Genomic DNA, 12,712 nt, shown 5'->3' on the forward strand with positions numbered 1-12,712 from the left:
CGGTAAAGATAAATTTGTCATTTCTCTTTCAGAAAAAGAAGGACAGCGGAGGGCAGGAGGTTAACGGGTGACGACCAGCCGCTTAAACTGCCGGCCTTCCGGGCTGCTGAGCCCAATGAGGTATACACCCGGGCTGAGGTTTTGGGCGGGCATTTCAAAGGAACTGCTGCCTTGTTGTACTTTCACTTCGCCCAGCTGAGCAATTTCCTGGCCTGCCATATTATGTACGGATAGGAATGCGGAGAAAGCCTGATTAGCCTTTAGGTTGATCAGAACGTTGGCCTGCCCGCTTACAGGGTTTGGTGCTACGTTGAATACGTCAAGCAGTTCAATGTCATCGGCAGCTACGGTGCTGCCGGTGGTAAAGGCTTCGGCATCCGAGAATTCTGTACAGGTCCGGTAAGCACTGAAGGGACGCACCCTCCAGAAATAATTGGTATTCTCCAGAAGGCTATTGATTACTTTAGAGGTGCCATAAACCACTTCATCATAAACCGTAAGCGTGGCAGAGAAGGTAGGCAGGCGTGAAATCTGCAATACGTAAGCCTGAGCACCAGGTACGGGATCCCAAGACAAATTGACCGCGTTAAAGCCTTCCACAATCTCGCTGTTGATCGGGCCAGTAAGTACCGGCGTTTCATTAATTTCTTCCAGCACCGGGGTGTGGTTGCTCCTGATGTAAGACCGCTGAGAAGAAGCAAGGTCTGCCTGCATGAGCGAAATCTGGTCATCGGAGAAGAAGTACTCCTCCCGTGGGCAATTCAGGAAGTAGCTCATGAACAGGCGCTCTTCCGGGTCAAGCACATCACCATTGCGGTCCTTCACTTCTGTTGTGAAATTGCAGTTGGCCCAGCCGAAGCCAAAGTTGTAGTTGGGCGGTGTATCACATATGAAGTCGCCCGCACTTCCGCAATTGCTGCCATCTGCCAGCTCTACCGGCGTAAAATTATCCGGAGCAGTGGTCTGATTGACGGTGGTGCCATGCGTGGCCGCATCCCATGGCTCAAAGTCCCAGCCATTGAAAGGGTGGGGCAGGCTGAAGAAGTGGCCAAACTCGTGGGTCATGGTAATTTCAGAGGTGCCCACGTCATTTTTACGGATGACCAACCAGTCTTTGAAGGGAGAATAATACCCCAGAGTGGTACCGATCCCACCTCCGCCAGTATTGGCATTAGCGGGAATGAAAACATTTATGGCGTTATTATCCCTTTCGAATTCCATAATGGTATTCTGCGTATTGGAATGGTTTTCAAATACTGCATTATTGAAGATTTCATTGAAACCATCTTTAATATAGAATTGAATATCTGCTGGTGCGAAATCCTCGTTGAGGGCACATAGCTGGTCAAGTACTCTGGAAGGCGATACGCGGCCGGAGCCATCCGCCTGTCCGACCAGGTGGAATTTTACAGGCACATAGCTGGTGCTGCGTTCCGTGATCAGGCCGGCTTCAAGAGCAGCTTTGTTTTCGAGGAGGCGCTCGGTGAGGAGTTGTGCACCTTCGTGGTCGATCCCACAGGGGAAGTGTGTCTCCTGAGCCTGTGAAGGAAGCAGGGCAGACAATGCGACAAAAAACAGAAGGAAAAACCTTTTTAACATTTCCAAGAGATATTTTGCTGATGAAGACCTCGGTAGAAGGAGGCAAAATTTGTTTTACTCTTAATCTTTATAGAGGTAAATTTGGCACCGCAAAAGTAGCAAAAATTTAAAATATGATTTGTCTAACGTGTGCCAAATCTGCTAAAATCCAAAGCTAAAAACCGGGCAAGAGACCTGAAGAAGTGATTAAAGGCAGCAGTTGATATGACGAAAGTTACTTCGGAAGCTGAAGATAATTAATTAAGTTTGCCCCGCTGACTTTCCTGATACTAAGGATCAGCGGATACAGATAAGTCAATTAGCAAAAACCAATAAAAAGTTATGAGTAAAGTGACCGTAGTCGGCGCCGGCAATGTGGGCGCAACCTGTGCTAATGTTTTAGCCCATAAGGACCTGGTAAACGAAGTCGTCCTCCTGGATATCAAAGGCGACATGGCGCGGGGCAAAGCGCTGGACAGCTGGCAGCAGGCTCCAATTGATTACTACAGCACCCGGCTGATCGGAACGGAAGATTATGCAGCAACGGCTGATTCGGATATTGTGGTCATCACCGCCGGCATTCCTCGTAAGCCTGGCATGAGCCGCGATGATTTGATCGCCACCAACGCCAAGATTGTCAATATGGTTTCCAGCTCTATCATGGAGCACTCGAAGAACCCTATTATCATCGTGGTTTCCAATCCACTGGACGTAATGACCTACGCAGCCTACAAAGCTTCAGGTCTTGATGCTTCCCGTGTATTTGGTATGGCCGGTATCCTTGATACTGCGCGTTACCGGGCTTTCCTGTCTACAGAGCTGAATGTGTCTCCTAAAGATATTCAGGCGGTACTGATGGGCGGACACGGCGACACTATGGTGCCACTGCCCCGGTATACCACGGTTGCTGGTATCCCTGTGCTGGAACTCATCGACAAAGACAAACTGGATGCTATCGTAGAGCGTACCAAAGTTGGCGGTGGCGAACTGGTCAAGCTGATGGGTACTTCTGCCTGGTATGCTCCGGGTGCGGCAGCTGCTCAAATGGTGGAATCCATCGTGCGCGACGAGCAGCGTATATTCCCTTGCTGCGTGCGCCTCGACGGACAGTATGGCATCAATGACATGTTCCTTGGGGCACCGGTTAAGCTGGGCAAAAATGGTATTGAGCAGATCATCGAGCTGCAGCTCAATGAAGACGAAAAAGCGCTGCTAACTGAATCGGCTCAACATGTACGTTCTGTAATGGACGTATTTGAGAAGATGGACATCTAAATTGTCCCGTCCGTTAGACTCTGTCAGATGGGGCTTTCGTAACCGTGCGGGAGCCCCATCTGCTTTATATGTGGATTGTTGCTTTTTTCAGACAAATTCCATTTCCAGAGTTGTATTTTTTATTCGATATTTATCGTCGGAGATGTAATTGAAAGCAGATACCCTGAAATACATTCTTTGGCTGAGGCCAGAACAATGTTCAGCTGCGGATGTTGAAGAATATTGAAAATCAAAAAATATATGGAAACCAACCGTCCAGTTGAAAATGAGCTATTGAAGGAAATGGTGACCAATGAAGGCGCCAGCCTGATGGCGTTATCTGAAAACAAGCCGGTTTTATTGGTTTTTCTTCGGCATTTTGGCTGTACCTTCTGCCGGGAAGCTCTCGCTGATATATCCAAAGAACGGGAAGATATTGAGGCTTCAGGCTCTGAATTGGTTTTTGTTCACATGACTGATAATGAGGTGGCCGAGCGCTACTTCAACCGCTACGGGTTGGAAGGGGTACAGCATATTAGTGACCCTGAGTGCAAGTACTACACAGAGTTTGGCCTGGTTAAAGGTAATTTTACCCAACTTTTCGGGTTGCAGTCCTGGATACGTGGATTTTCTGCCGGTGTGGTTGCAGGACATGGCATTGGCCCGCAGTTGGGCGATGGCTTTCAAATGCCCGGCGCCTTTGTTATTCAGGATGGCGAAATTAGAAATAGCTTTATCCACAAGCTGGCATCAGATCGTGTAGACTATCTCGGGTTGGTAAAATGCTGTGAAGTAGAAAACGATACGCCTGCCTGAGCCGCCTTGCATACAAAGCATAATCCTCGTCGCTCTGAACTTTTTCAGGGCGACTGTCATTTCATGTCTGTAGGTCCAAAACGGATGCCTTACCAAAAACAGAGACGTATGATAGGTTGGAAATTCTCAGAATACATTCCCGGACAGGAAGACGGGGCCTCTTTCGAGAAGCTGCTTAAGCTGTTTCAGGAGTTGCTGGTACATACCTCGGGAGATGTCAGTGAAGCGCTTTCCTGGCTCACCGAACTGGACAAGCAATATGACCTGACTGACGAGGAGTATGGTATGGCAGATTTCATACAAGACCTGATTGATAAAGGCTATATTCAGCAACAGGACCGTGACAACGCTAACTTTGTGCCTTCCGCTAAAATGGAAATTGCCCTGCGCCAAAAGGCACTGGAGGATATCTTTGGCAAACTCAAAAAGTCCAAGCGTGGCAGCCATAACACCAATTTCGGCGGTGGGGGCAACGAAACGACTTCTGACCTCCGCCCTTTTCAGTTTGGCGACCCTCTCGATCAGCTGGCGGTCTCAGAAAGCCTGCGCAATGCTCAAATCAACCACGGCATTGATGAGTTCAAGCTGACCCACGACGATCTGGAAGTTAAGGAGACCTTCTATCAAAGCCAGATGAGCACGGTGCTCATGATCGATATTTCGCACTCCATGATTTTGTATGGGGAAGACCGGATTACCCCTGCCAAGAAAGTGGCCATGGCGCTTTCTGAACTTATCACCACCCGCTACCCCAAAGATACGCTTGATATCATCGTGTTTGGTAACGACGCCTGGCGTATTGAAATCAAAGACCTGCCCTATCTTGAGGTGGGGCCTTACCATACCAATACTGTTGCGGGTTTGGAACTGGCCATGGATATCCTGCGCCGCCGCAAGAATCCGAATAAGCAAATCTTTATGATTACGGATGGCAAACCCACCTGCATCAAGAAAGGTAAACGGTACTATAAAAACAGTTTCGGGCTTGATCGCACCATTGTCAACCGGACGCTCAATCTGGCGCAGCGCTGCCGAAAAATTGATATTCCCATAACGACCTTCATGATTGCCCGTGACCCTTACCTTCAAAATTTTGTAGAGCAATTTACTCAGGCAAATAATGGCAAAGCCTTTTACAGCAGCCTGCAGGGGCTGGGAGAGTTTATTTTTCAGGATTACAAAAACAATAAGGGCAAACGTTACCGGTAATCAATAAGCTATAGCCGTTACTGCAGGAAGGATTTTTAGTTGCTCAAAATATAGGAAGCCAACTGAACGTTATTCGGTTAGTCCAAAAACGATAGTATGATTTCCAGGCTAATCCAGTCCTTTATTTGCGCTCTTCTGACGATTTCTGCGGTTCCGCTGGCGGCTCAGGCTCCCCAAGATTTTACCTACTTTGAAATGGTAGAGGACTCTCTTTCGGGGCTTGCTAAAACCCTGCTTAGGGACACGCTTGCGGAGCATCGGTTAAAGGCAGGTACAGAAATCAAAAACCTGCTTCAGAAGGCTCTTTCCGCAGAATATGCTTTTCAATATCCCTTTTCCGGATTACAGGGTATTTCCATTCAGTACCCTCAGGACAGTACCTTCCGGATATTCACCTGGCAGCTGTATATGAGTGAAAATGATTACCGCTACGGTGGTTTTTTGCAGCATAGCTCAGGTAGTGTCTATCAGCTGGAAGACCACTCTGCAGAGGTGCGTATGCCGGAGTATGAGGTCATGAGCCCCGACTATTGGTATGGAACGGTTTACTACAATATTAAGCAAACCGGCAAAAAAAGAGACCGCCATTACCTGCTTTTCGGGTACGACGGCTACGAGCTGTTCCGTAAGCGGAAGCTGATCGACGTGCTGGTGTTCAAAGATGGGGAGCCGACATTTGGCGCGCCGGTTTTCCAGCATGGTCCGGGAAAGGTTAAGCACCGCGTGGTGCGGGAGTATTCAGCTGAAGTAAGCACCCGCCTCAACTACGATGATGTGCTGGAGATGATCATGTTTGACCATCTGATCGGGCAAAACGGCCCTCATGGTGAAGGACTGACCTATTACCCGGATGGCAGCTACGAAGCCTATAAGCTTGAAAAAGACGGCAAATGGGTTCACGTGGAGAAAGTCTTCGATCAGGTATCTGAGGAAGCGCCCCGTCCATCACCTATCTTAGACAATCGCAAAAAAGATATCTTTGGGCGTGGAAATCAATAACTGCCGCTTTGATTGAAGAACACCACCTTAGCGTTCAGCGCACGGCCCGCTATTTCACCTTTGGCCAATGTACAGAGCAAACCAATTGCCTGGTTATCGCCTGCCACGGCTACGGGCAGTTGGCTAAACATTTTATCAAAAAATTTGATGTTATTGCCCGTCCGGATACGCTCATAGTCGCTCCGGAAGGGCTTTCCCGTTTTTACTGGGGCGGGCTTTCCGGCAACGTGGTATCGAGCTGGATGACTAAGGAGGACCGCCTGGCCGAAATTGCGGATTTTTCGGCTTACCTGACAAAGCTGTATATACACTTCACGGCTGATTTGCCTGACGGCGCCCAAATTATCCTGCTGGGCTTCTCTCAGGGCTGCGCCACGCAGCTCCGGTGGATAGCCCGTGAAAACCCCACCTTCTCCCACCTCATTCTTTGGGCAGGTAGTATTCCGGAGGATATTGACTATGGTCCTGTCCGGCATCATTTTCAAGACAAGCCCCTGCACTTCGTGTATGGCACGGAAGACCCTTTTATCACGCCGGAGCGCGTAGCAGCCCAAGAAGCTCTTGCTGCGCAATTACCTATGAATTATCAGGTACATACTTTTGAAGGAAAGCATACGGTAGAACGGGAGGCCCTGCGAGGCTTGTTTGAGCAAATCCGCCCCTAATCAAAAACAAATCCGCCAGTGGGTATTGAGCCACGCTGGCGGATTGTCGGGAATGCAAATCTGTATTTTATAACCTGTTCAGGTTTATCATTATCACTTACAATTACTAATTTGCCATTTGCTGACACCAAATTCAAATAATTGTAGCAGATAGCCCTGTTTTTGTAGCAGAGACTGGAATAATGAAAATCACACATGCCCAAGACCGGCTTTATGAAGCATTGCGCAGAGACCTGGTACAGCACCTGGTATTTGGGGCAGTGGTGCTGATTGTGGTTTTCTGCTTCTTTGCGGTGCACGCCTGGTATCAGGGTAAAGCGGAGCTCCTGGACACCTTCGGCTATCAGCGGGAAGCTTTCTGGAAAGTATTCCGGGAAGCCCTCGGGTACACGCTTATGATGGGGGTGCCGGTTTATTTCAACCTGTTCTTTGTGTATCAGGGGCGGCTGCAGGATTTTCTGACCCGTAGCATTCATGACCGGAAGTGGGTAAAGAATGGTTCCTTCTATCTTTTTTTGTTGCTGAGCCTCATCACTGCAGTGGTCTTCTCCTTTATCTACGCCCCTGTCATGCATGCCGCTTTTGACATCATCGAGCAGCAGTGGTATGAATTGGTCATCGCCATTCTGGTTTTCATTCTTTGCACGACCGGGATTTCCTATACCAAAGAGGCTATCGAACGAAGCCGCGAACTGGAACGGAAAGAACGGCTGGATATCATCCGCCGCCGCAGGGAGGCTGAGCAGCAGCTGAACTTCATCAAGCGGCAAATCCGGCCCCATTTTTTGTTCAATACCCTGGCGAATCTCCAAATCCTCGCACGACGAAAGTCTGAGGGCTTGCCGGACCTGATCGGTGAACTGTCGCGACTGCTGCGGCACCTGGTTTATCAAACAAACGAGCGGCTGGTACCGCTTCAGGACGAGCTGCGTTTTATCCGCAGTTACGTTGAGCTACAGCGGCTCCAACTGGGCGCACATACCGTACTGGACTACCGGGAAGAAGGGCAGGCACCCGATAACGCAAGAATTGCACCAATGATTTTGCTACTCTTTGTAGAAAACTGCTTCAAACACTACAACAGCCGGGGAGCGGGAGAAAAACTCATACAAATCCACTTTGAAATAACTGAAGGATGGCTGGAAGCCTGTATCCGAAACAGCTTCAAACCTCACGCCCGCAACGAAGGCACGGTAGATGGACAAAAGGCAAAGAGTGGAATCGGGCTTTCTGCAGCCATAGAAAACCTCGAGCTGGTCTATGGCGGGCGTTACCGGCTGGAAGTGGATAAGTCTCCGCCTTACTACACCATTAACCTGAAAATCCCTGTGCTATGAGTGCAGTTTACAGCTTTATCATTGTTGAGGATGTAGCGCTGCAGAGAGAACACCTTATTGACTTGTTGCACAGCCGGTTGGACTTACGGCTGCTTCGGGCATTTGACAATGCGGAGGACGCCTACCTTTATCTTTCCGATAGCGCAACCCTTGTCCCGGATCTCATTTTTCTGGACATTGAAATGCCTGAGGCCAGTGGGTTCAATTTTCTGGAAGCCATTCAAAAACTCCCTTCAAGCCCCAGGGTGATCATTACAACGGCCTTCGCAGAGTATGCTGTCAAAGGGTACGATTATGATTTGTCTGGTTACCTGCTTAAGCCCATCGAGGAAGAGCAACTTAATAAAGCCATTCAAAAGGCGCTGCGGAGCCTGGAACAAAAAGATGATAGCAAGCCCATAACTAAACAAGAGGCGCATCTGCTCATCAAGAGCAAAAGCAAATGGGTCAAATTGGCGCATGAGGAAATCCTCTATCTGGAAGGCGCCAACGTAGACGTACGAATTGTAACGACTGGCGGAACTTACGTGACCCGCAACCGTATCAAGAATTTGCAACAAAAACTCCCGCGTGACCACTTTATGCGTATACACGATAGCTTTGTTGTCAATCTAAACCATATCCGAAGCTACGCCAGCAATTACACCTATCTAGAATTGCGGTCTGCGCCGGAGGAAGGTTTGAAAAAGCTGCCGGTAGGGCCTAAATACCGCGACCAATTTAAGGAAAGCCTGTCGCCGGAGTAAGCGGTTACTGTAGCTTTGCTCCCTGTAGTAAGGCCTGAAGCAGGTGTCCGGGCGTGCGGCTTTCCTCCAGCATCCGCTCTATGACCAGTAATTCTACAAAGTTAGTCCGCTTGTCGAAGGACTCGGTATAGGAATGGTTGAAATACAGTTGAAGGTCATCAAAGAGCGCTGCAACCATTAGCTTGTAGGAAGACACGGCCGGATCGTAAACGATGATGAGGAAACGACGGTTGTGGTCTCTTGGAGAGCAAAGCAGGAAAACGGGATAGTCAAAATAAGGGGCACTCCAAAAACCGAATAAATTAGCTTCAAAAAGCGGATAGTTCAGCAACTGGCTCTTGTACCCTTTATGGCTAAGAAACTGCTGCATTTCCTGAAGGCGTGCATTCATTGCACCCAAAGGGGTCTCTGTCTCAGCCAGGCCGGTGTGCGGGCGCCAGGCATGAAGGCTCAGGTCGAAGTATTCCACCTCTCCAATCCTTAATTTGTAATCAAATCGGGGATATCCGGGCACAACATAACCAGGATAGTAATAAAGTAGTTTCCGCTCCATCGAGTATTCAATCTCTCTAAGCATAGTGAAGAGGCCCAGGCTATACTTTTTGTAGTCCGGGTCATAAATCCCCATAATACTTGCCGAGCTGTGATGCCCAAGGTCGAAGTAGCTCAGTGCAATGAGCTTGTCTTTATCGTAAACCCTGACTTCATACGTCCTGAAAATATTGAAATCTTCCCCATCCATTAATGCATCGCGCAGGGTAGGGGCCAGCATACCGGAGAAGGAAGCTTTGTAGCGGCGGTATAGTCTTTCTTTTTCAGGGGTAATCGCAGCCTGTCCTATTTCGGATTCGAAGTAGCGGCCTACTTTTCGGTAAACTTTCCTGAGGCTTTTCCGGAACCGGTAGCCTGTCAGGGGAAGCCGGACCCAAATGGCCGAATAGTAAGACCGGCCGAAGCAGAGAAAGTGGGTCGTGAATACAGTTTGCCCCATGCGGTACCAGCCTCGGGACAGGTAGGCATCCAATTCTTCCGGCAACAGTAATTCAGGATAATGCTTCTCTGCAAACATGTTAGGCTCTTGTAGAGGCGATATTAACAATAAATACTCGAAAAAAGTGGCTGATCAGGTTATAAAAAACTGGTATTCCGTATTTCTCTTTCCAACAAGGTTACCGTGGGTTCCAGTTCGAGCTTTTCCCCGATGATTTCCATAATAGCAATCGGGTAACGGACAACGGTGGGCTTGCGCTCCATAACTTCCTGATAAGTAGGGACATGGTGCACACCGATACCGAAGAACTTGATGTCCAGTACAGCGTACTGCTGCAACTCAGGTATAAAAACGACCGCCGGGCAGTAACGGGCAGGCTCCGGGCTAGACAGCAGCAACAGGAGAGGAAATTCCAAAAAGGGTAGGGGGCGGTTGTCAAAAAAGCGGATGTCAAACAGGGCGTACTCCAGCAGGTGGCTGTCGATACCTGTGTCTTGAAGCTTCGTTTTTAGCATTTCCAATGCAGCCCGCATTCGATTTACGGGGATTTGTTCAGGCCTGACTTCGGATTCTGGTACCCATTTACGCGAATGCAACAAAAACATCTCCAGCGGCCCCACTCGCTTTTTATAGTCAAATTCCGGATAACCGGGCACCACATAACCGGGATAAAAGTACGACCGGCCTGTTTGCTGCGCGTACCGGATTTCTTCAAGCATAGTAAAAAAGCCCAGGCTGTACCGGCTCCATTCCGGGTCGTAAATCCCCTGACTGCTGTACAGGCTTTTTTCGCCAAGGTTGAACAGGCTGAAGGCGATAAGTTGGCCCTCATGATATACCTTGACGCAGCGGGTATCAAAAGTAAACGGGCCTGTGGGCTTTTTCTGATAGACCTCAAGGTCAGCCAGTGGGCGGTCAGGGAATGCTAACTGATACTTTTCATGGACTTCCTCCATCGCTTCATCCCAGGCAAGGGGCATACCTGAGCGCACCTCAAACTGCTCCTGCACCTTACGGTAAAGCTTCCTGAGGCTTTTGCGGAAACTATACCCCTGCAGGCTGAGCCGGGTGGGAATAGTGGAGTAAATTCGTCCATGTGTTTCCGGAGGGAAACGCATGAAATGAGAGGTATAGATAGCCTGGCCAGTACAGCGCCAACCGGCCCGGAGGTAATCGTCGAGCTCAGCTGGAGATACGCGTTCAGGATGACGGATTCTGGAATGCATCGCGCAAAGTTAACGCGATTGGTGCCGATATACAAGTGAAAAACCATACCGGCTGGAAAGCCCGATGTTACGGCCGCCCACAATAAAGGCCAGGTTGCCTGCCAGGCCCAGCCCTCTGTAGACCGGAACATAGAGTGTGCCGCCAAGCCGCGTCCAATCTGAGCCTGCCCCTCCGGTCACTTGCTGGTCAACAGCATTATTGAGGGTATTGTACCATTCCACCCACCCTTCGACAAAGTAATAGGCGCTGCCAAAACCCGTACGGATCAAAATAGGGATGGAAGTTTGAAGCGGGGATAAAAACCGGAAATCAGCACCACTCTGCAAGTGAAAAAAGAAACCGTAACCGGCGTTGTATTGCACTGCCAGGCGCCCCTGAAACTGCACTGCCCCATAGCCTATTGGCGTATCTATAGTAGTCGGATAAGCGGAAAGAGGCATGGTAAGCCCTACGGCTGTAATGGTATTGAGCCTTCCGGATGAAAACTCCCGTAACCCATTCCGGATTTTAATAAATATGGAGCCATCCTGAACGCCCCTGATGTTTTCGTTTATATAAAGGTAGGGCAGATTGATGACCACCGAACCATGATCACTCATGCTGTATTCTGCAAAAAGGTTATAGCTAATGGTGGTTAGTTCCTGTGCACGGGGCTCATCTCCAAAGCGATACTCATCAAAATGCTCGTAACCATAACCGGGAGCGATATCAAGCGTGCCCCTGGGGTTCATAAATCCGCTAATCATCCCCTGTGCCGGCAGGAGGAGCGGGAAGAGCGTCAGAGCGGTCAATAATTTTAGCTTTCCGGGCTGCATACGGTCGTTTTGAACAAAGGTAGGGCTATGATGGCATAATTAACGTTGCAGCAACGACAGCTCCTGCCGAAAACCATTAATTTTTACAGGCAGCTGCCAGTAGACAAACTTTTTCGTTCCGCTGCTCAAAATAAAGGGCAAAGCGTCTATCTTTGTCGCCCATATTATTACAACACTCATCTCAGAATTGCCGACTTTGTCTGATAGTTTAGTCATAATTCCAACCTACAATGAGTGCGAGAACATCCCTCGCATGATCGATACAGTGATGAACCTGGAAAAGGATTTTCACCTGCTTATCGTTGATGATGGCTCCCCGGACGGCACAGCAGATTTGGTCCGGGAGAAACAGGAAGCTTACCCCGGGCGTGTCTTCCTCAAGGAGCGGCAGGGCAAGCTGGGTTTAGGTACGGCTTATATCGCTGGTTTTAAGTGGGGGCTGGAGCATGGCTATGAGTTTATTTTTGAGATGGATGCTGACTTTTCCCACAACCCCAATGATCTGATCCGGTTATACGAGGCGTGTGCCCAACCCGGAGCTGGCATGAGCGTTGGTTCCCGCTACGTAAAGGGCGGAAAGCTTGAGAACTGGCCCATCGACCGCATTGCGCTGTCCTATGGTGCCTCTCTCTACGTCAGGATTATCACCTTCATGCCGGTCAATGACCCGACCGCAGGTTTCGTCTGCTACCGGCGGGAGGTCCTGAAAGCCATGGACCTCGATAAAATCCGCTTCGTGGGTTATGCCTTCCAGATCGAAATGAAGTTCGCAACTTATCAGATGGGGTATAAGATTATCGAGGTGCCTATTACCTTTACCGATCGGGTGGAAGGAACTTCAAAGATGTCTTCAGGTATCATCAAGGAAGCTGTCTTTGGGGTCCTGCAAATGCGGATGCGGGGCTTCTTTAGCAAGTACCGGGTAGGCGCCCGCCGTTCTTAAAAAGGCTTCTCTCTTTTCTTCTCCTTCAGCAGCATTTAAGGTTGATTTTAACTGCCGGAGCACCCTTGCTTGTCGGGCTGACTGGCTTTGACTGGATATTTCCGGTTTTTGCATTTAATTTTTTCTGTTACT

12 protein-coding genes are annotated in these 12,712 nt (G+C 49.2%); 8 read left to right on the forward strand and 4 right to left on the reverse strand.

The window, feature by feature from the left end; genetic code table 11:
- Nucleotides 1-60: 60 nt before the first annotated feature.
- Nucleotides 61-1,599, reverse strand: coding sequence for a T9SS type A sorting domain-containing protein (locus ACO08I_RS01955; protein ID WP_421948303.1), 1,539 nt, complete (start codon nt 1,597-1,599; stop codon nt 61-63).
- Between the two features lie 321 nt (nt 1,600-1,920).
- Between ACO08I_RS01955 and mdh the strand changes: the two genes are divergently transcribed.
- The 7 genes from mdh to ACO08I_RS01990 all read left to right on the forward strand — a co-directional run bounded on the left by mdh (nt 1,921) and on the right by ACO08I_RS01990 (nt 8,604).
- Nucleotides 1,921-2,853 (forward strand): malate dehydrogenase, encoded by a 933-nt coding sequence (mdh, locus tag ACO08I_RS01960; RefSeq protein ID WP_282781942.1) that lies wholly within the window; start codon nt 1,921-1,923, stop codon nt 2,851-2,853.
- Between the two features lie 240 nt (nt 2,854-3,093).
- Nucleotides 3,094-3,648 carry a peroxiredoxin-like family protein gene (locus tag ACO08I_RS01965; protein WP_282781940.1) on the forward strand — a complete coding sequence of 185 codons (555 nt, stop codon included), beginning with the start codon at nt 3,094-3,096 and terminating at the stop codon, nt 3,646-3,648.
- A 108-nt stretch (nt 3,649-3,756) separates the two neighbouring features.
- A complete protein-coding gene (locus tag ACO08I_RS01970) occupies nt 3,757-4,857 on the forward strand; it encodes a vWA domain-containing protein (protein WP_044226448.1) in 1,101 nt (366 codons plus the stop codon).
- A 96-nt stretch (nt 4,858-4,953) separates the two neighbouring features.
- On the forward strand, nt 4,954-5,856 hold the full coding sequence (locus ACO08I_RS01975; RefSeq protein ID WP_421948304.1) for a hypothetical protein: 903 nt from the start codon (nt 4,954-4,956) through the stop codon (nt 5,854-5,856).
- Nucleotides 5,857-5,864: 8 nt separating this feature from the next.
- Nucleotides 5,865-6,521: an alpha/beta hydrolase gene (locus ACO08I_RS01980; RefSeq protein ID WP_421948305.1), complete on the forward strand. Its 657-nt coding sequence runs from the start codon at nt 5,865-5,867 to the stop codon at nt 6,519-6,521.
- Nucleotides 6,522-6,703: 182 nt separating this feature from the next.
- Nucleotides 6,704-7,858: a sensor histidine kinase gene (locus tag ACO08I_RS01985; protein ID WP_421948306.1), complete on the forward strand. Its 1,155-nt coding sequence runs from the start codon at nt 6,704-6,706 to the stop codon at nt 7,856-7,858.
- Entirely contained in the window at nt 7,855-8,604 is a 750-nt protein-coding gene (locus tag ACO08I_RS01990; protein WP_421948307.1) for a LytR/AlgR family response regulator transcription factor, read from the forward strand. The genes ACO08I_RS01985 and ACO08I_RS01990 overlap by 4 nt, the downstream gene beginning before the upstream one ends.
- Before the next feature lie 4 nt (nt 8,605-8,608).
- Here ACO08I_RS01990 and ACO08I_RS01995 read toward each other — a convergent pair whose 3' ends face one another.
- Genes ACO08I_RS01995 through ACO08I_RS02005 form a run of 3 tightly spaced genes read right to left on the reverse strand, consistent with a single transcriptional unit; the run spans nt 8,609 to nt 11,637 of the window.
- On the reverse strand, nt 8,609-9,673 hold the full coding sequence (locus tag ACO08I_RS01995; protein ID WP_282781930.1) for a GNAT family N-acetyltransferase: 1,065 nt from the start codon (nt 9,671-9,673) through the stop codon (nt 8,609-8,611).
- Between the two features lie 59 nt (nt 9,674-9,732).
- Nucleotides 9,733-10,821 (reverse strand): GNAT family N-acetyltransferase, encoded by a 1,089-nt coding sequence (locus ACO08I_RS02000; protein WP_282781928.1) that lies wholly within the window; start codon nt 10,819-10,821, stop codon nt 9,733-9,735.
- 9 nt (nt 10,822-10,830) lie between these two features.
- Entirely contained in the window at nt 10,831-11,637 is an 807-nt protein-coding gene (locus ACO08I_RS02005; protein WP_282781927.1) for a hypothetical protein, read from the reverse strand.
- Nucleotides 11,638-11,833: 196 nt separating this feature from the next.
- On the opposite strand from ACO08I_RS02005, the gene ACO08I_RS02010 reads away from it, so the two are divergent.
- Nucleotides 11,834-12,580 carry a polyprenol monophosphomannose synthase gene (locus tag ACO08I_RS02010; RefSeq protein WP_072013679.1) on the forward strand — a complete coding sequence of 249 codons (747 nt, stop codon included), beginning with the start codon at nt 11,834-11,836 and terminating at the stop codon, nt 12,578-12,580.
- Nucleotides 12,581-12,712 lie beyond the last annotated feature (132 nt).

This window comes from Phaeodactylibacter xiamenensis (assembly GCF_965229835.1).
Classification (GTDB): domain Bacteria; phylum Bacteroidota; class Bacteroidia; order Chitinophagales; family Saprospiraceae; genus Phaeodactylibacter; species Phaeodactylibacter xiamenensis.